We start from the raw sequence: 21,003 nt of genomic DNA on the forward strand, positions 1-21,003 counted from the left end.
CACGATAAAGAAACCGTGCTACTTTCATATTTGGCGTTTAAGAGGGTTTTGTCTCTGTCATCGTTTTTAATATATCCACAACTAGCTGATGATCATCTAACTGCGGTAAACCCGATACCGTCACAACCCCAACCAAACCAGACCCAGAAAGCCGAATTGGGAACGCGCCACCATGAGCGCAGTACTCACGAGCATCGAGATGAGGCTGATTTTCGAAATCACGTTGCTTTTGCTTGTTGTACAGAGAAAGATAGTAAGAGCTGTGGCCATACCTTAATACTGAGTTTCGCTTCCTACGAACCCAATCTACATGATCAGCGCAGGTTCCTGCCATCGCGTATTGAAATAGCGTTTGTCCAAAGCCGTAAACCTCAATAGCAACAGCCGCGCCGCGAGCTTCAGCCTCTTCTTTTAGAGCGAGGCCGATAGACCACGCAATATGGTGATTAAATTCCGCCAACTGAAGTTCATGCTCTTGCAGGGCCACGAGTTCAAGCGTCAAACTCATGGTTTCACCTGAATCGTTTTACCCGTTTTACTGCTTTCCAATGCCATCTCAATCAGAGCGATATTCTGTACTGCTTGAGCGGCAGGAACCGGGTTATCAGTGCCCAAGCGAATGGCGTCTGCCACACCAACAAAGTAAGCTTGGTACGCGCCTCTCTCCGTTTTGATAGTTTGCGCACCGTCTTCGTCGTAACGGACGCCGTATAATGCCTCATCTTCTTCCGACCAAGCATCGTTTTCCGGCAAACGGCCTTCTTTTAAGTAGCCCTCTTGAGGATCTAACCCAAACTTTTCATATTTAGCTTCCGTACCCAATACTTTGTAGCGGAGATTCGGCTCTGGGCTATACAAGTTTGAATGCAAGTGCACAATATGCTCAGGGTAATGAAGTATCAAGTTGTAATAATCAATCGTCGTCGCACCCGGGCGCATCATTCGACATTGTGCGTCTATCGCATCTGGCAAGCCAAACAACACCAATGCTTGATCGAGAAGATGAGGAGCAAGGTCGAATAAAATACCACCGCCATCTTGAGCCTGCTCTCGCCAGCGTTGACGAACTTCAGGACGGTAGCGATCAAAGTGCGACTCAAACAGCTTTATATCACCTAACTTACCTTGTTCGATAAGAGATTTAACCGTGAGAAAGTCTCCATCCCAACGTCTATTGTGAAAAACGCTCAGCACCAGACCTTTCTCTTCGGCTAATGCGATAAGTTCATTACCGTCTTCTATCCGAGTAACAAACGGTTTCTCGACGATGACGTGTTTCCCATTGTTCAACGCACGCTTTGCAAGTTCGTAATGTACGTCATTTGGCGCAGTAATGATTACGAGCTCTGCATCACTATCATCGAGTAAAGTATTCGCATCAGAAAACCACTTAGCATCTGGCCAATCATTTTGAACCGCCTCCTGTTGACGAGAGCTTATCGCGCTCAGCGTTAAATTTGGTAGCGATTTAATGAAGGGTAAATGAAACGTTTTTGCTGAATATCCGTAACCAATCACAGCGGTTTTTACGGGATCGTAAGCCATTGTAAGATTCCTTATTTCGGTGATACAACAATACATTCAATATCATTGTGATCGAGGAGTTGTTGAAAATCTGATTGAGGGGGATGATCGGTAATAATGATGTCGATCTTTGACAAATCACATACGTGGTGGAAATTGTCGCTACCAATTTTTCGGGATTCACAAACGACGATGACCTGCTGAGCTTGAGCAATCATCGCTTGTTTCATTGTTGCTTCTAACAAACTATTTGTTGTCAGCCCTCGGGATGTCAATGCACACACGCCAATGAACGCTTTGTTCACGTGATACTGCTGCATTTGCTGCTCTGCTTGCGCCCCTAAAACTGCTCTGGCATAAGGGTCAAAGTGTCCGCCTAAGAAATAAACATCCATTGTGTCGTTTGTTTCAGCAGCGGTCAGTACATCAATGCTGTTAGTGACGACGTTGAGCTTGTTTTCTCCACAATGTGCTTTTCCTGCATAGAGTGGGAGCAGAGACAAAATGGTGCTGGTATCAATAACAAGATGGTCGCGCTCATCCAACAACGCTGCGGCAGATTGAGCCAGTCGATGTTTGACGTCACTCACGGGTCGACTCGCGTATGCCTCGGTATGGGAAGAGATCGGCGCAAGCATGACACCACCTCGTATTCTTTGTAACCCAGGTTGCTGACTCAACTTAACTAAGTCTCGGCGAGCTGAATCTCGCGAGATACCAAAGTACTCACAAACTTCAGACAACGTTACTTTGTTTTGCTGCTCCAGCTTCGCTCTGAGTGCTACGAGTCTTTCTTCTTGTGTCATGACTTAAATTCACTTAAGTGGTTTTAAGTGAACTTGCCACAATAATAGAAAAATTACCAACAAAACCACTTACAACCAACTCAATTGACCAAAGGTTAACCAAAGATAAATGAGCAGCAAGGCAAAACTTCCTAGGACGGTACGTTCACTCAAGCCCACATAGTTAGGCGTATGAAGTTTATTTATACCCGTTTAAAACAACTGGCTCATCTAGCCCTAACTTCACCCTATTTATTTTAATAAGCGCTTTTGGTAGTGGAATAAACTCAGCATTTCGTACCTGTTGTGTATTGTTGTCGGTTGTAAGGAGTTCAAATAGCTTTGATTTTTTGATCTTCTGATTAGTGTCGAATTGTTTATTTATATAAACGTAATAGACCACGGAAAATGGATAGCGAAGAGAATAGATGCAATCTGTGCTCAAAGAGCATGAGTCATCGTTATGATGAACAGAGAGAGCCTTGTAGCTCGACCACTGTTCTGAGTATTTAAAATCGGAGTATCGCATATAAGCTTTGGCTGACAAGTCGTCGCTTAAAGCCCGTTTCAATCGGTCTTCATCAAGCATTTGAATCGATGATTGACAACCATTAGAGCTCACATCTGGGTTACTTAAACGCATCTCCCCGAAAGCATACGTATTTGCATCACAGCGTTTCAATTCACTAACGGAAAAACTATCTACCGTACTCTTTTGACTATTGATTACGACAATAGCGTTTGCCATTAAAAACAAACGTGTAGGCCTGTGGCCTCTTTCTCGTTGAAATCGGGAGATGTTTTCATCTGACCATTTCTTAGATGTGATCGCAATAGAGGTTCCGTCATTTAGCATGTCGTTAAAACCACCAGACTGAGATGCAAGCGCTACATTTACACTTGGCTCATCTATCAATGTTTCTATCGTTTCTAGTATCTCTGGTTCGACAAAAATCGATGTTCGAGCCTCAGAGTCAGCAAGTGCCAGCGGTGAAATCAAACATGAAGCTAGAGCAAAGAAAGGCAAGACTTTAATTTTCATAATTCAACTCCAACTTCGAATTAGGTGTCAACTCGCTGTCCGAACTAAATATAGTCCACGCTTGTTCAGTACTTTCAGCTTTCGTGTTTACAACAGCAATTGTGCGCCTTTCCCGTTTTTTTAGTTGTACCGTCAATGCCGTATTCTGATAAAACTCTTGCTCTTCAATTCGATTATCTTGAATGCCGTTTCTCACTAGCAATTCTCGTATAGCTGCCGTTCTTTTCTTTGCCAATGCTTTGTTGTATTCGAGTGACGCTTCAGGGCTTGTGTCTCCTATCAGTATGACTTGCGCATTTGGGTTACTCTGAAGCAGTGCTTTCAACTCGCTTAGCGGCATATCATGAGATGGCGTTACCTGATGCTCATCCATCGCAAAGAAAAAACTGATCAGGTGTGTCTGCGAGTCGTTGACCCAATTCGCACAACCTTCACTGTCAACAACGACACCTTTTGGCGTATCTGCGCAGTTATCTCGTTGGTTTATCACGCCATCACTATCATTGTCTTTAAGGTCGTTGTACTGGTAAGTGGTCAACGTCGTATCCGGTGATTCAGCACAGCCCGCTAACATGAAAACTAGAAGACTCGTCACTGCGAATTTATCCATTATTGTTCTCCTTCCAGTTCTCTGGATACTCAACTCGCAACGCATAAGTCAGAATCCCCATCGAGTTGAATAAACGGTAAGTGGCAACCAAACGATCGTACTTTGTTCGGGTGTAGTTCCGTCTCGCAACAAACGTTTCAACTTTGGCATCTAATACATCTAACAAACTGCGTCGCCCTACATTGAACTGCTGGATGTACCCTAATTCAGTTACTTTCGCCGCATCAACGTTGACTTTTAAATACTCCATTTGCTGTTGAAGCAATGTATGTGCGTCCCATGCCAGCCTTACACCTTCATTCGCATCTAGTTCTGCATTTGCTCGAATAGCCCTCGCCTCCTCAACTCTCCAGGCGGATGACTCCACTCGGGAGTCTGTAGAAAAGCCGTTAAAAAGATCGTAGTTGACCGTCAGCATAACCTTTGCATCTTCGTTAATGCCTTCAATATTATCCACGTTGTCTGTTTTGTTGGCTGACAGCTCAAGCTTGAGCTCTGGGTAGTAATCCCCCTTTTCTCTTTTTACTTCCTGTCGAGCCGCCTCTAAATCTTTCATCGCCGACTGTATGGATGGGTGCAACCTAACCGCTTGTTTGAGTGCTTCGTCAAGCTTATTCGGAAGCAATTCCTGCGGGTAAACAGGCTCAACTAAGTTTTGCGGCGCTCGACCAACTAAACGTACAAATCTTGTTCTAGCATCGGAAAGATTGTTTTGGGCGGCAATCAATGAGGACTGTGTTGTCGCGACACGCGAAGAAACTTGCGCTAAGTCGGAGTTGCTGGTTAAACCTTTTTCTTTTTTATCTAGAATGAAACGGTAGATCTCTTGGTGTTCACTTAGGTTTCTTTCTGTCAGTTTCATCAACTCTCGGGCATGTAAAACGTCCACATACGCTCTGACAGTATCTAATGCGACATTTTCCGCAGATGCCAATAAGCCCAAGCGTTCAGCTTCAGCCTCGTAAGATAAGCGATCAACGTCAGCACTTGTTTTAAATCCATCAAATAACAGTTGGGAGATTCTTACGCCCATCTCCGTTCTTTCTAATGTTCTATCTTCACTGTCGATGTAGTTTCCGTTGTTATATCGAGTACCTTCGTACCCTGCTGCTGCATACAAATTAACCTGAGGAAGAAATGAACCATTTATGGCATTTCGGTCTCGTACCATCGACTCATAGCGAGAATAGCGAGCAAGCAAACTTGGGGAGCTATCGAGAGATAACGTAACTGACTCTTCTAAAGTCAAAGCGTTTGGCGACGATGATACTGCAAACAAGACCAATAACGTTGATTTAAGCCGCATCTTATATCCTTATGTCTATCTTTCTCTGAGCGAATTCTCTTTCGCACGTAATATAGGTTTTAACCAATAATTCAGTACTGTTTTTTCTCCTGTAAGAATGTCTACCACAACCTGCATTCCCGGGATGATCGTAAACTTATCATCAACCTTGAAAGTAACGTTGGCACGGTAGTAGGCATTGCCCTCTTCATTTTGAAGTGCATCGGCGCTTACGTAGGTCACTTCTCCTTCTAGGCCTCCGTAAATGACAAAGTCATAGGCAGACAACTTTACCGTTGCCGGCAGGCCAGGCCTTATAAAGGCGATATTCTGAGGAGAAATTCTCGCTTCAACGATTAACGTGCTATTACGAGGGACTATTTCTAAAATAGGCTCACCCGGCTTAACCACACCTCCGATGGTTCTGACAAAAACATCTTTGATGGTTCCATCGACCGGAGAAAGTAACTGCGTTCGATTCAACTGATCCGCAATCGCCTGACGACTTTCATTGAGCTGCGCTAGTTGCGTCACAACTTCATTGAGCTGCCCTTGTGCCTCTGCCCTAAAAGCAAGCGCAGTACCACGATAATCTGCGATGGATTCAGAATACACAGCCCTTTGCTTTTGGGCAGCAGCTTGTGAACTCGCGATGTCTCCTTTGAGCTTTATAACGTCTCTATTCAGTTTTAATAATTCCACTTCAGCCACCGCGCCACTAGAAACCACCTCTCTCAACATATCTCGCTCTTTCGAGACAATAACCAGACTGCTTTTTAGTGTTTGAATGGTATTCAAGGTATCTAGATAAGCTTGCGATTGTTGCTCAATTCGCAATTTAGCCTCCTCCAGCTCAGACTCCAGTTGGCTCAACCGCTCAAGATAGTTTGCTTTGGCATTCAGATAGGCAGAGTGGCCGGTCATCGAAATATCAAATGGCTGAGGCTCGATACTCACTTGTTGTTTCCAATCCAGTTGGAGGCTATTCACTTTTACCGTTTCTAATTCAATTTGAAGCCTCTGCTTTCTGGCGAGCAAAGATTCAACTTGTTCAGAGGTCTCCGAATAGGTCGACTTAAACCTTGTATCATCCAGAATGGCGATGGTTTGCCCCTTAGTGACGCTTTCACCAGGCATGACAAGTAACTCCTTTAGAATGCCTCCCTCTAAGCTCTGAATCGTCTGAACAGACAAAGTAGGAACAACTTTTCCTTCGCCGACAACCACTTCGTCTAACCTCGCCCACGAGGCCCAAATAATCACACTCAGCACTAACGCGGCAGACAACCAAATCAACGTTCTCGAACGGTTTGCTAAATGAGCATTACTCCAACGAACTGTGCTCATCATTGACCTCCTTCGCATACAATTGATACTGCGCGTACTCTGTTCGTCTTCGCGTTAGACTGTTGTTTAGCAAAAATTTCTTGGGGCGCTCCTTCCCTCAAAATTGTGCCTTTATCAAGCACAACAATTCGATCACAAAGCGATAATAAGGAATGTTTATGAGAGCTAATAATCATCGTCGTCGAGTGCGGCAACGATTTGAGAGCATTAAACAATGCATTCTCAGCAGGCTGGTCTAAGGAACTGGTTGGCTCGTCTAAAATTAATGCTGCTGGGTTTCGATAAAAAGCTCTTGAAATCGCTACAGCTTGCCTTTGCCCCCCCGACAAATAACGCCCTCCTTCTCCGACTTGCGTTTCTAGACCATGAGGAAGGCGACTCATGTACTGGTTCAAACCCGATAATTCTATCGCACGGCGTAAACGTTCTTGATCAATAACATGATGTCCTAATACTATGTTTTCCATAATGCTGCCGTATATAAGATGCGAATCTTGGCCAACCCAACCCGTTTTCTCTCTTATCAATTCGGCGGGCCAAAGCTGACTGTCAATGTCATCAAAATAAACGCTACCCTGTAAGGTACTGAGTTGATTGGTAATAATAGAAAGGAGTGTAGACTTTCCGGCTCCTGCACTACCAATAACGCCAACGCGTTCGCCTTGCTTGATAGTAAGATTAATATCTCTCAAACATGGCATATCAACATCTGGGTATTGGAAGCTCACGTTTTCTAAACGTATATTCCCTGTAAATTCGGCAGACGTAATGACCTGACTGCGTTGCGCCTCCTGAGGTAAAGACATGATAGAATTTAAGCCTTCAACCGCTGTTTTTGTCTGTTGATAGCGAAGTAACAACATAGCTAACTGGTTAATCGCCCCTGCAGCACGACCGCTAAGCATGACAATAGCAATGAGCCCCCCCATGCTGAGCAATCCCTCAGAAATTCTGTACACGCCTGTTACAAGTAACATTACGGTAATTATCTGCTGGCTAGATTGAATGGAGTAAGCAACGATATTCGAATAGTTTCGCGATTGATTTTGCCAATCAGAAAGCATGGATACCGTTTGCTCCCAACGCTTTTGTGCTTCTCCCGTAGCGTTATTTTGCTTAATCTCTTTTAAAGAGGACAATGAATCAAACAAGTGAGCTTGTCGCTTCATGGATAGTGCAGCACTTTCCGTATGTGATTGTTCTATTTTTGCTTTTACCGCAAAGCCAAGGATCAGCAGGATAAACATGACGGCAATAGGTATGAACATCATTGCCCCACCTAGCCAACCTATTAAGACTAAAAATAACAACGTAAATGGGAGATCAACTAAGGTCACAAGAGATGCAGAAGTAAAAAAATCGCGAACACTATCAAAATCTTGTAGTTGTCGAGCGAATGCACCGACTGATGCAGGACGGTGTTCAAGTTTCATCCCCATAACTTTAGAAAAAAGTATCGAAGAAAGCTTGTTATCGATGTACTTACCCGCGGTATCAGTGACAACTCCCCTTGCTTTACGCAATAGCCAATCAAAAATAATGATGACGGAGACACCAGCGACCAAAACCCATAATGTACTGAAAGCTTGATTAGGCACTACACGATCGTAAACGTTCATAGTGAAAAGCGGAATAACTAGCGCTAGCGTATTGATAAGGAAAGAGGCAATCAAAAGATCTCGATACCACGGAGACATTTCTTTCACTACGGCGAAAAGCCAATGTTCATTATAATCCGCTTGAATAGAACTTATCCGTTTGTCCAGCTCTGGACGCATAGAAACTTGCCATGCTTGAGGCTGGAATTGATTATGCAGCTCCTCGCTCGTGACGTATTGCGTTTCACCTTGATCTTCACTAAATAACGTGACTTGATAATCGCTGTTATGTCGCTCAGATATAATAGCGGGTTGTAACGTCTTCCTATTGATTACCACCAATGGAAAGCTCAACATTGCGGTGGATTTTAAATCGATTAATGTGAGTTCAAGATCGGCTCGCTCAGCGGCTCTGATGAATAAGTCACTATCCAATCTACCCTCAACAAGAGGTAGTCCAGAAAGCACCTTTTTTGTATGGTGTCTAACCTCAAAATAACGCATCAACCAAGTTAACGATTGCCCCCAAGGATCGTTAGTCAGCTCACTTGATGAGGATGAGTGATGCTTCATGACATACCACCTACTAGCAAGTTGTTGTCATCAATCATCTTCTGTAAGACATTTTCTTCGGCTACGCCAGTCGAGTCACCTTTGTAAAGCTGATCGAGAGTGACGCCCTGCATAAGAATCTGTTGTTTTGTCCCCGTATCTTCTGGTTTTATGTGAAGCGTTACGCCATCATCATTCTCTGTTAAATCGAGCTTATTATCGACTTCTGTTATCGAGGTAGCGGTGATTATCGAGGCGATGTCAATTGTGTCATTATCATCACCAATAACGGATATTTGGAAATCGTTGATCACATCGTACGAGGGCTTTAACTCGTTACCGAGCCCTGAACTGTCAAACTGGAATACATCGCTGCCACTTCCTCCAATAAGCAAATCATTAGCATCTGTCGCAAGTAATGTTTGGCCCCCTTCTTCCACTAAGGTAACATTGACTGTCTGAGCAGCACCTTCTGCGACAGTGGCGCCCAGTGTTGCAATCGGTTTTATCGACAACGTAAAATCACTTGCACCGCTAAACCCGCCAAAGATGGAAAGATCAGCGACATCCTCTTGATCAACAGTATAAATGCCGTTCAATCTTTCACCATGACTCAACTCTAGATCTGTTGGTAATCCGCGAATCTCCACACTTCCAAACTCTTCGGGTGCAGGATTGACTAAATTCATGCTCAACCCTAAAGGAATACTCCCAGACGCTTCAGACACAATAGACTGATAATCGGCCGTTAGTGTTGGCTCATCAGCTTCAGGGGTAACAACAATGGTTAGATCGGTAGTTTGCACATCTCCAAAATCGGTTTCGAGTGTCTCTGACACTATCGCTTGATCAAACGTTCTAACATTGAGAGCAACATCCATCGTTCCAAATGCATCCTTCGGAATGAACTCCAAACCTGACACTTCATTTGCTCGCACTAATACCGTCGCCACGGCATTGCCCGCGTCATCGAAGGTAAAGGATGAGAATTGAGTTCCAATACGAATCCTACCTAAGCCTTCCAATGCAGAGGGTTCAGAGCTTGCTTTGATCAACATCGACACTTCTATATATTCGTTGCTATTTGTTTCAAAACCGCTCGCTAAAAAGTCAATCGAAATGGAATCACCTTCATCTCCAGTGAACGTGTTAGAGGTTGTATTCAACGATACATCATCGCCAATCGGTTTTACGCCGACGTTGAACTGAGAAGTGGTATAGTTATAGTCGTTTGATCCAGACTCTTGGGTAATAGCTTGCAGTGTTAATGAAATATCCCCACTAAAATCTAGTGGCGGTAGAAAGTAAACCTTATCAAGTTGTGCTTGAGTTAGCTGCCACTCCTTGCTCTCACCATCCGTTGAACCGTTATCAGGGAGTAATTCGAACGTCCCATTATTGTCCCAAACCAACACGGCTCCGTCTGGCACTCCTGTCATGACCAAAGACATCGACTCAGAACCATCTTGATCGATTAATGATGCAGATAAGTTTCCTAAATAAATATAATTATCTTCATCACCAACTACGTCTTCTGTTTCCAGAACCGCTTTATCAACCACTGGGGCAATGGTAACGGTAACTTCTGTTGATTTAGTTTGAGTATCTTTCGCACTGTCAGTACTTAAACAACTTCCCGTGACTTCATCAGTAATGTTTGCGTCAACGGAAATAACAAGCTCTCCACTGTAGTTTTCAGGTGGGATTAACTGAATTTCGTTTAGACGCGTAACATCTGTCACTACCCATGTTCCATCACCGTTGTCAATGAGTAGGCTCGGGTCCACGGCAATAAACCGCGCATTCTCGTCAGACACCGATAAAGAAACCCAATTGACACTTTCAAGGCCAGTCGCTGCGTCACCTTCTCCAGTAATGGACTGCATTGGCCCTTCACTATCGCCCAATACAAGAGCAAGATTCAGGTTGGTTATAGTATCTTCTTGAACCGTAACTTGGCTTGGTGCTATCGCGATATCATCGACAACAGGAGAGATTTGTACCGTAATGGTCTGAGAGGTTGTTTTCGAGTCACCATCGCATGGGGCCGTTTCTGTCACTTCTAAATTGAAAGTAATGCAACCAGCAAAGTCCTCATCCACGCCAGTAAGCGTCAAGGAAGACAATCCAACGCTAGAAATTGAATAGCCCAACAGATTGCCTGCATTATCATAAGCAGGTATCACACCTTCGCCAGTAAGCTCGACTCCTTCAGGTAAAGAATCTGCAGCGACAAAGAAGGAAACTAAGTTACCATCACTACTCGCCACATCAGGGTTTAAAAACGCCCCAATTGAGACATCTTCACCTTCTTTACCTACAATATCCCCACTTTGAACGCTTCCTGGTTCACCAGGATCAGCACACTGGTCTCCATCTCCTTCATGGCCAGTAATTTGAATTTGGAACTGGCCTGTGATGTATTGGGCATCCGTTCCATCTCGAACATACGCTAACACATTCACATCAAGTATCTCTGTGTTAGATGGGCTATAAATCGATGCGCCAGCAAGCAAATCTTGAGCGGTTTCCAACACGCTATCACTTGTGATTCCTTCCATTGGAATCAGCCAGTTCCCATCGGCATCTTGAGAAGCACCATTCGGATGAGTAACAATGAGGTCTTGACCCTGCGGTATCTGTAAAACGATGTAATCGAGATACTCTGAACCATCAATATCCGCTTCTGTAAATGTAATGCCTCCACTCACGTCAACAGCAGACCCATCTGTACTTGTGAATACTTCAGTCGCGCCTTCTAAACGTGTTTTGTCAATATCTTCATTACCAATATCCACTTTTCCAGAAACCACGACGCTCAAAGAGCCATTGATTGCCTTTACATCAGTCTCCAGCGTAGGAGACGTGTCTGTCACTTCGTACTGAACTTCCAGGCTAAACGTCCCACTTAGGTCTTCATTAGCTTTTACAGTGATTCGTCCACTGTTTAACAACTCAGATAATGTTGCCGAGCTACCATCAAGTAGTTCATTGAGTTCTAACGGTAAGTTACTTTCCTCTACTGCATTACCATCAAAGTAAAGTGTTAAGCCATCTGGAATGGATACAATGGTGTATCCTGTCAAGGACTCACTAGAATCTATATCTTGATTAACGACAGGCTCAAGATTTAGTGTGATGAAATTGTCCTCAATACCATTGCTTTGTAATTCTTGACCGTCAGTTTGATCAACAATAGGTGAGATTTCCATTTCCACTTTAAGAGGGGTTTCAGCAGAATCACCATCCGGCTCTGTTGAAACGACGATAACATCCATGCTCAGTGTTCCACTAAAATCTTGCTCTGTTTTGAGGTAAGTGTTTTCAAGAACAGCGTTTGAGACCTGATAAACTGGCCCCGTTATTGGGTCCACGTAAGCAATTGGAAGAACAATAGGGTCACCATTTACATCTGTCAGTTGTGTTCCCAAAGGGATGTTCTGAAGCAAGATATTAATTTCTTCTGATAGATCGTCGTCTGATGTCTGGATGATAAAATCCAGTTGTATCAGATTATCTTCGTCTAACGTAGAGAGATTACTAATTACTTTAGTCGCTTGATCATATTGCCAATTCCCCTGTCCACCATCTAGAACAATTGGTTCATCGACCACGCCTTTTAGCTTAATGTCAATGGTTGCAGATTGGCTCTCGGCGGTTTCATTAAGAGGTGCTAAGCCATCAATAGTCGACTCTGTTGAAATGGCGGTTACTTGAAGGGATAGAGATTCAGTAAATGAGCTGATATCCGATTTTGGTTGAAGTAACGCCTCCGAATTGGCTAGAGCATTGGAGGTCACTAGGTAGGTATTAATACCGATAAGCGTAATCCCAGCTCCGACAGGCAATGTCCAACCATCTTGAACTTCTATGCGATAAGACAGAGACTCCGAGCCATCTGTGTCAGTGAGCCGCCCTAGGATGTACTCTTTTAAGTCAATCGCTTGGTCTTCAAGCCCCTGAATGTTTTTAACGGTCAGCGTAGGCACATCGGCATCTGGAGATATATCGATAACAACTTGCTCAGTGATCTCCGCTGTTTTATCTTGCTCATCGGCATACACACTACCCGACTCAGTCGTTACTGCCGTCACATCAAAAGTAAATCTTCCGGCTAAGTTTTCGTTAGATGTGATTTCAATTTGATCTAACTCGGATTGGCTATACGCTTTACCTTCCTCAATAGCACTTCCATTAAGTGTTAATATAAGTCCATCTGGAATATTCGAAATTTGGTAGTGGAGCGTTTCAGAACCGTCTTGGTCAAACTTTTCAGCAACAATATTGAGTGAAAGTGATTCAACGGAATCTTCAACACTTTGATAAGAAAAGTCCGAATCACTAGACCACTCTGGCAAATCTGCAACCGGTAAAACGTTAACATTTAACGTGTTATTGCCTTGTAATACAAAACCATCTGGTTCGACATCAGATACGATTAATGCAGACACTGCTAACGAAACTTTGATAGTGTTGCCCGACAGGTTTAGCGCTGGTTGATAAGTGAGATCACCATTTGGAACGGTGAATATACCCACCCCCATTAGCTCTGTACCAGAAAGACTAATAAATCCTTCATTATCATCATCTTCAAGGCGCACTCCGTCTAAAAACAGAGCCCCTCCTTGTAGAGATTCAACAGAGATCCTTATCGCTTCAACACGCTCATTATTCTCCGTATCCCCAGGAGAAACTCTAATCGGTAACGCGACTGGCGTGGGGTCTCCACTGTTATTCGCGCCATTATCTTCTAACGTATCTACATTAACGGTTCGAATAAAGCCCCTGGCATCATCAAGAATTAATTGAGCTTCACTGCTTGCTTGGTCACCGTCTGCATCCGTCACAGTTATCGTTAGATCATCAAGCAAACCACCTACAGGCGTATTAACAATAAGCTCGGTAGTTAGCGTAAATGTCCCATCTTGAGCAATAGTCAGCGTTCCATATTTTAAGTTACCATCACTACTATTGATTAAATCGATAGTCCAAGCATCATTGCTAAATACCGAACTCGCCGTATCGTATGTTTCACCTGCATAGGTCAAACTTGAAATCAACGTGCCATCTGAACTGATTAAGTCGGCATTATTGCTAAACCAGTTTCCCGAAAACTCATCCCCCTCGGTAAGTTCAATTTCTATTGGTGAGCTTGTGTCTTCAGGGATATCATCTACTACACTAACGGTATATGTCTCAGCTTCAGACTGGTCGCCATCCTTATCAACGGCATAAATTGAAAAACTGAGTTCTAATGTGTTCTCGTCCGCTGGAACACCGTCAGGTTCATCGTGTTCAAGTGCACGGTATAGATCAAACTCGACAGTCCCATCGGTATTAAATCTAATTCTAAAGACGTCTTGCTTGCTTTCATCTCTTGCATATAACCAACCATTCGAGTCCGGTGAATCAAGCGAAACTAGGCTACCACTACTTGTTTTATAGCCGAGCGCATTGAACATATCGATATTCACGCTCACACTGGCGATAGAGTCTGAACCTTGTAATAGCGTAATGGATGGTGACGAGCCCTCGATGCCAGAATCAAGCGAATCATCATTCAGCCCGCTTTCATTGACTGTGATTCCCTCTGTAATTACTAGTTCCGGAAACAAGCCATCATAGACCAGTATGTTGGACTCCGTAGAGATCTCGCTTCCATCAGAATCTCTCGCCACGATGGGCATAGAGATCGACAATTGCGTCCCATCACCTAAAACATGGTCAAGCGAGTGATAAAGCTCTACAGTTACATTAACGGTAGACGTATCATTTGATGGCAAAGAGAAGTCACTAGGTAACGTGACCCTAAATACAACGTCTCCAGTGTCTGAAATTGCGTCAAAGCTTCCATCATTGTTATCGTACCAAGTGACAGCCTCTCCGTTATAAGTAACAGCATCACCAAGTGTAGTTTTGACAGTATCTCCATCATTTATGTCAACACCCAGATACACAATCGGATCGAATGATGACGTAACTATCACATCCGTATTCGCTATGGCTGAAACACCATCAGGAGCAATGTTTGTATCGACAGGTATTTCGGTCAACTCGACATTGCCACTATTGATTAGCGCTTGCCCATTGTCGTTATCTATCACATTAATGTCTAAAACGACCGACGTGTTATCTTGGTCTGAGTCCATTGCAGTAACAACGAGAGGTACGTTTGGATCAGTATTTTCTTGTTGGTCGAGAGCCTGAAAAAGCTCAAAGGAGTAGGTAATGTCGCTATTTGCATCAATAGGTAATGAAGCATTGAGGGTAGCTTGAAAGATGGGAATCTGAGTTTGCCCATCTTCGTCAAGAATATAACCATCAAGTGTTTTGCCATCCGCAGAGACTTGATAAAGCACAACTTGTTCACCACTCGTCAACAAGGGTTGTTCAGAGACGATGAACGACAAAGATTCGAGGTAATCACTGCCAACCTCAACTTGAAAATTCCCTGAGCTCAACACACTTCCATTTACGAGATCAGATTCTTTTACTTCTACCCCATTCAAATTATTTAAAGTTGGGTCTGCGCCATCCTTTAGAATATAGTCAATTTCATTCTCTACAAGCGGTGTGGCATCTAAATCTACGCCACCAATGGTCAACGGGAAAGTGACCGTATCACTGCTATTGAATTGATCGATAGGGTGCTCAAGAGTAAGCGAAATTGAAGCTAATACATCGTTACCCGATTCAACGCCACTCAATGTTAACGTAAATACAGTGACACCATTGGCAAATGCTGTAATTTGCTTTCCACTGGAGCTTAACGTGTAGCTAAGCTCATTATCAGAGACTGAGCTTGTAAGCCCTAATGCTTCTAACTTAGTAATAGATGACCCACCGAAATACAAACTACTCGGATCCGGATTGTCAGATCCCGCGACAATATTGACAGTTCCTTCAGAGTTCAATATCGGGCCATCCAAAGGGACTTCTGTTACGTCTATAGTCGCATTGCCTACGTAACCTGCTTGTCCATCACTAATATCAATCGTCGCGTTAGCCAAGCCATAGTCTTGGGAGTCATCTGCAGCTAAATAGCTGAAAGAAACACTTTGCTCGACCGAATGATCTAGGTTTCGACCTGCATCAAACTGCCAAGAGCCATCAGAAAATACGGTTAATTCGCCTTTTTCTAAACTAAAACTTACGGATCCCCCCTCTAGAATTGACTTCTGCTCCCCGCCAGCCTCTACAAATTTCACATAAAGTGTTCCATCAAGATCAATATCATTTTCAAGTAGATTGCCCGTAATTGTTTGATCTTCTAAGACTGAGTATGTGTCATCTCTAATCACCGGATCAGAGTCATAAATAGTAATCGTTAACGGTGCCACAACCGTCTCTTGTGTACCATCAGCATCACTTTGAGTGCTTTCAACCAATACGTTAGTCACCAGCTCATCTTGACCTACACCATGATCAATCGCTTCATAAAAAGTAATTTGAACCGTACCATCATCATTGACTTCTGCTGAGAAAACTAATCGGTCGTCAGTCGATGTTCCTTGTAAGCTCAACCCATCTTCTGCAACAACAACGTTAATAGATTGACCGACCGATGTAAGCGCGCTCAAACTTGGCTGCTCTGCATGCAGTGCTGGCACACCATTTTCTATGTTGATGGCTGCCGAGCTGCTTTGCTCACCAAAAAATCCAACGATGTTTTCAGAAAATACCGTTGAACCGGGTAGCACTATTGTCGGCATGGTATCTACCGCGTGATTGCCGGCGGTATCCAACACTTCTGCTTCAATGGTCCACGTGTTGTTTAGATTGAGAGTGTTTACGTCAATTCCGGTTACTGTCCACGAACCTGAGGCATCAACGAGGCCAGTAAAATTCAGCGTGCTGTCTCCGTCACTTACCCGAATCGTCACCGCCAGACCTTGCTCTACACCACTGGTTGTCCCTCTCATTTCCGTGACTATACCCTCACGGAAATCATCAATGGCAAGACCACCGCTAATATAAAAATCCGTATCGATATCAATGGTGGGAGCAGTGGCATCTATGGTCGTAGCCTCATCCATCGCTTTCGCTTGGTTGCCCGCCACATCATTCACGGAGGCAGATACGGTTAACGCCCCATCGGCTAACGTGGATAAGTTCGCCCCTTCGACTTGCCACATACCATCAACGACAACGGTATTGAACGAGAGCATCACCCCTGAGCTGTCTTGAACCGTGACAGAAACCGTCTGACCATTTTCAACATCACTGACTTGCCCTGACAAAGTGACAGATTGGCGCTCTTCAATGTTTAAATAGCCGTCTCCGCCATCGTCAACGTCCACCGTCACACTTGCGAGCGTATCTTTGATGATGGTGTTTTCACTGGTTGCAGGGTTGCCCGCTATATCTATACTCTCAGCAACAACGGTCAGCGTACCTTCAGACAATCCAGAAAGGTCAACGTCGTCCAGAGACCAACTTCCACCAGTCACCACCGTTTCTAAGTTTATGACCGCTCCTAACGAGTCGGTTACCGTAACTTGGATACGCTGGCCATCTTCAATGTTTTCAATCGTCCCTTCGAGGCGAGTAGTCGCGATTTCGTACTGATTTAAATACTCATCCCCTCCACCATCAAAATTGACGTTCACCGTTGCAAGCGTATCTTTAATGGTCGTATCGACGGCGTTCAGGTTATTGCCATAAATGTCAGAAACCACAGAAGTCACCGTAAGCGGCCCTTCAGCAAGAGAAGACAGATCAACGCCTGATAGGGTATACGCCTCATTCTCTACGGTCGTTGTAACAGTAATGGAATTATTGAGGCTGTCGGTAATGGTGATAGTAACAAGCCACTCATCGCTTATCTTGAGTGCGTCACCTTGAATCGTGACACTAGGAACTTCAAACTGGTTTTCGTATCCATCGCCGCCATCAAGAATATCCACCGTTAAAGAGGCATCATCGTTCAAACCTTCAATTGCCTCTAAGGTAATATCCAATGTTACGGAGGTGGTGTCACCGTCTGAATCTGTTGCATTAACTAACAATGGTATATCCAGGATTTGATCTTTTGACAGATCGAAAGAGCGATATAATTCAAAGGAATACTCTATTTCACTACTCGACTCTAAAGGTAATGTGGATAATAGTTTCGATTGAAAAATATTTACTTCCACCCCACCTTCTAAGATATAGCCAGTAATTGTCGTACCGTCATCAGACAGACGGTAAAGCAACTCACTTTCACTACTCACTAATGTGGGCTGGTTTAATTCGCTAAATCGAAGAGAGTCAACATAATCACTCCCGATATTGAGTTGAAGGCTCCCAGTCTTAAAGATTGCCCCACTTTCTAGATTAACCTCCTCCATTGCAACAACAGTCAAGTTGCTCAACGTAGGATCAACACCATCTTTCAACACGAAATCAATTTCATTCTCTACAAGCGGTGTGGAGTCTAGATCTGTCCCTCCAATGGTCAACGGGAAAGTGACCGTATCACTACTATTGAATTGATCGATAGGATGATCAAGAGTAAGCGAAATTGAAGCTAGTACATCGTTACCCGACTCAATGCCACTCAATGTTAACGTAAATACAGTGACACCATTGGCAAATGCTGTGATTTGCTTCCCACTGGAACTTAACGTGTAGCTAAGCTCAGTATCAGAGACTGAGCTTGTAAGCCCTAATGCCTCTAACTTAGTAATGGATGCATCACCAAAATACAAACTAGTCGGATCAGGGTTATCAGAGCCAGCAATCACATTAACACTGCCTTCGGTGGTTAATAATGCCGCTCCCAGAGGTACTTCTGCTGTTTTTATAGTAGCGCTGCCTACATAACCCGCTTGGCCATCTATAATGTCGATGGTCGCGGTGGCTACACCGTAATCTTTTGAATCATCGGCTGCGAGATAATCAAAAACGAGACTTTGCTCGACCGTGTGATCTAAGTTGCGACTGGCATTCAACTGCCAAGAGCCATCTGAAAATACGGTTAATTCACCCTTCTCTAGACTAAAACTTACTGAGCCACCATCAGGGACAGACTGGATCTCTCCTCCGGCTCTGACATATCGAATGTACAAGTCACCATCAATATCAATGTCATTCTCCAGTACATTGCCAGAAATGACTTGGCCTTCGGTTACACTATATGACTCATTTTCGATCACTGGATCGGCATCAAGGATGGCGATTTCTAGGGGGGCCACAACCGTCTCTTGTGTACCGTCAGCATCACTTTGAATGCTCTCAACCAATAAGTTAGTCACCAGCTCATCTTGACCTACACCATGATCAATCGCTTCATAAAAAGTAATTTGAACCGTACCATCATCATTGACTTCTGCTGAGAAAACTAATCGGTCGTCAGTCGATGTTCCTTGTAAGCTCAACCCATCTTCTGCAACAACAACGTTAATAGATTGACCGACCGATGTAAGCGCGCTCAAACTTGGCTGCTCTGCATGCAGTGCTGGCACACCATTTTCTATGTTGATGGCTGCCGAGCTGCTTTGCTCACCAAAAAATCCAACGATGTTTTCAGAAAATACCGTTGAACCGGGTAGCACTATTGTCGGCATGGTATCTACCGCGTGATTGCCGGCGGTATCCAACACTTCTGCTTCAATGGTCCACGTGTTGTTTAGATTGAGAGTGTTTACGTCAATTCCGGTTACTGTCCACGAACCTGAGGCATCAACGAGGCCAGTAAAATTCAGCGTGCTGTCTCCGTCACTTACCCGAATCGTCACCGCCAGACCTTGCTCTACACCACTGGTTGTCCCTCTCATTTCCGTGACTATACCCTCACGGAAATCATCAATGGCAAGACCACCGCTAATATAAAAATCCGTATCGATATCAATGGTGGGAGCAGTGGCATCTATGGTCGTAGCCTCATCCATCGCTTTCGCTTGGTTGCCCGCCACATCATTCACGGAGGCAGATACGGTTAACGCCCCATCGGCTAACGTGGATAAGTTCGCCCCTTCGACTTGCCACATACCATCAACGACAACGGTATTGAACGAGAGCATCACCCCTGAGCTGTCTTGAACCGTGACAGAAACCGTCTGACCATTTTCAACATCACTGACTTGCCCTGACAAAGTGACAGATTGGCGCTCTTCAATGTTTAAATAGCCGTCTCCGCCATCGTCAACGTCCACCGTCACACTTGCGAGCGTATCTTTGATGATGGTGTTTTCACTGGTTGCAGGGTTGCCCGCTATATCTATACTCTCAGCAACAACGGTCAGCGTACCTTCAGACAATCCAGAAAGGTCAACGTCGTCCAGAGACCAACTTCCACCAGTCACCACCGTTTCTAAGTTTATGACCGCTCCTAACGAGTCGGTTACCGTAACTTGGATACGCTGGCCATCTTCAATGTTTTCAATCGTCCCTTCGAGGCGAGTAGTCGCGATTTCGTACTGATTTAAATACTCATCCCCTCCACCATCAAAATTGACGTTCACCGTTGCAAGCGTATCTTTAATGGTCGTATCGACGGCGTTCAGGTTATTGCCATAAATGTCAGAAACCACAGAAGTCACCGTAAGCGGCCCTTCAGCAAGAGAAGACAGATCAACGCCTGATAGGGTATACGCCTCATTCTCTACGGTCGTTGTAACAGTAATGGAATTATTGAGGCTGTCGGTAATGGTGATAGTAACAAGCCACTCATCGCTTATCTTGAGTGCGTCACCTTGAATCGTGACACTAGGAACTTCAAACTGGTTTTCGTATCCATCGCCGCCATCAAGAATATCCACCGTTAATATAGCATCGGGATTCAACCGCTCAGGAGCCTGAGTCTCAGAAGTTGGGTTCTCTCTTTCTTGCACTGCTGGCCTAGTAACATAGCCATTAGAAACGAGTTGCTCAGGTAAAACAGCGCGAATATAGGCAACAAAACTTAACCCACCAGAAGACTCACTAAAATCTCGAACGCTCTGATTAAAAGTGGATTCAATACCGTTTTGAGATGCAATTAAAAGATCATTCGAACTCGATTCATCCTCACTTGTTGTATCTTCATTAAATGCAATATCGAGAATGTCAGTATTAAGAACAACCACCTCTACTTCTGGAACTAATTGTTCGTTAGGCAACATTTGGCTCCAAGAACCGTCACTTAAAACAGCCCAAAGAACATTGCCGACTTGAATGTAGAGTATTGGCTGCATAATTCGCCCCATATGAAACAACGAACTTTAAGTATGGTCGACGAATGTGACTGTTCAAATGAAAGTAGAAAAAACATGGCCCTAAATACCTCTAATGAGATA

At 44.2% G+C, this 21,003-nt stretch carries 9 protein-coding genes; all 9 read right to left on the bottom strand.

Annotation, left to right across the window (positions count from 1 at the left end):
• Positions 1 to 37 precede the first annotated feature (37 nt).
• The 9 genes from R7035_RS00945 to R7035_RS00985 all read right to left on the bottom strand — a co-directional run bounded on the left by R7035_RS00945 (position 38) and on the right by R7035_RS00985 (position 20,901).
• Positions 38 to 508: a heme-degrading domain-containing protein gene (locus R7035_RS00945; protein ID WP_053306491.1), complete on the bottom strand. Its 471-nt coding sequence runs from the start codon at positions 506 to 508 to the stop codon at positions 38 to 40.
• Positions 505 to 1,545 carry an oxidoreductase gene (locus R7035_RS00950; RefSeq protein ID WP_054579456.1) on the bottom strand — a complete coding sequence of 347 codons (1,041 nt, stop codon included), beginning with the start codon at positions 1,543 to 1,545 and terminating at the stop codon, positions 505 to 507. The genes R7035_RS00945 and R7035_RS00950 overlap by 4 nt, the downstream gene beginning before the upstream one ends.
• Positions 1,546 to 1,556: 11 nt before the next feature.
• Complete coding sequence (locus R7035_RS00955; protein ID WP_206954060.1) at positions 1,557 to 2,330, bottom strand: DeoR/GlpR family DNA-binding transcription regulator; 774 nt, start codon at positions 2,328 to 2,330, stop codon at positions 1,557 to 1,559.
• Between the two features lie 178 nt (positions 2,331 to 2,508).
• On the bottom strand, positions 2,509 to 3,351 hold the full coding sequence (locus R7035_RS00960) for a phosphate ABC transporter substrate-binding protein (protein WP_318145924.1): 843 nt from the start codon (positions 3,349 to 3,351) through the stop codon (positions 2,509 to 2,511).
• A complete protein-coding gene (locus R7035_RS00965; protein WP_005377755.1) occupies positions 3,341 to 3,961 on the bottom strand; it encodes an OmpA family protein in 621 nt (206 codons plus the stop codon). Before R7035_RS00965 ends, R7035_RS00960 begins: the two co-directional genes overlap by 11 nt.
• Complete coding sequence (locus R7035_RS00970) at positions 3,954 to 5,267, bottom strand: TolC family outer membrane protein (RefSeq protein WP_206954056.1); 1,314 nt, start codon at positions 5,265 to 5,267, stop codon at positions 3,954 to 3,956. The genes R7035_RS00965 and R7035_RS00970 overlap by 8 nt, the downstream gene beginning before the upstream one ends.
• 15 nt (positions 5,268 to 5,282) lie before the next feature.
• The gene (locus tag R7035_RS00975) at positions 5,283 to 6,596 is read right to left on the bottom strand and encodes an HlyD family type I secretion periplasmic adaptor subunit (RefSeq protein ID WP_021033865.1); all 1,314 of its coding nucleotides are present in this window, start codon (positions 6,594 to 6,596) and stop codon (positions 5,283 to 5,285) included.
• A complete protein-coding gene (locus R7035_RS00980; RefSeq protein WP_318145925.1) occupies positions 6,593 to 8,764 on the bottom strand; it encodes a type I secretion system permease/ATPase in 2,172 nt (723 codons plus the stop codon). The genes R7035_RS00975 and R7035_RS00980 overlap by 4 nt, the downstream gene beginning before the upstream one ends.
• Complete coding sequence (locus tag R7035_RS00985) at positions 8,761 to 20,901, bottom strand: Ig-like domain-containing protein (protein ID WP_318145926.1); 12,141 nt, start codon at positions 20,899 to 20,901, stop codon at positions 8,761 to 8,763. Before R7035_RS00985 ends, R7035_RS00980 begins: the two co-directional genes overlap by 4 nt.
• Positions 20,902 to 21,003 lie beyond the last annotated feature (102 nt).

It is taken from the genome of Vibrio sp. 1731, from assembly GCF_033339955.1.
Lineage (GTDB): Bacteria > Pseudomonadota > Gammaproteobacteria > Enterobacterales > Vibrionaceae > Vibrio > Vibrio alginolyticus.

Excerpts from the sequence above, each read along its gene's own strand:
- R7035_RS00945 (WP_053306491.1), bottom strand. The coding sequence starts at position 508 with ATGAGTTTGACGCTTGAACTCGTGGCCCTGCAAGAGCATGAACTTCAG.
- R7035_RS00950 (WP_054579456.1), bottom strand. The coding sequence starts at position 1,545 with ATGGCTTACGATCCCGTAAAAACCGCTGTGATTGGTTACGGATATTCA.
- R7035_RS00955 (WP_206954060.1), bottom strand. The coding sequence starts at position 2,330 with ATGACACAAGAAGAAAGACTCGTAGCACTCAGAGCGAAGCTGGAGCAG.
- R7035_RS00960 (WP_318145924.1), bottom strand. The coding sequence starts at position 3,351 with ATGAAAATTAAAGTCTTGCCTTTCTTTGCTCTAGCTTCATGTTTGATT.
- R7035_RS00965 (WP_005377755.1), bottom strand. The coding sequence starts at position 3,961 with ATGGATAAATTCGCAGTGACGAGTCTTCTAGTTTTCATGTTAGCGGGC.
- R7035_RS00970 (WP_206954056.1), bottom strand. The coding sequence starts at position 5,267 with ATGCGGCTTAAATCAACGTTATTGGTCTTGTTTGCAGTATCATCGTCG.
- R7035_RS00975 (WP_021033865.1), bottom strand. The coding sequence starts at position 6,596 with ATGATGAGCACAGTTCGTTGGAGTAATGCTCATTTAGCAAACCGTTCG.
- R7035_RS00980 (WP_318145925.1), bottom strand. The coding sequence starts at position 8,764 with ATGAAGCATCACTCATCCTCATCAAGTGAGCTGACTAACGATCCTTGG.
- R7035_RS00985 (WP_318145926.1), bottom strand. The coding sequence starts at position 20,901 with ATGCAGCCAATACTCTACATTCAAGTCGGCAATGTTCTTTGGGCTGTT.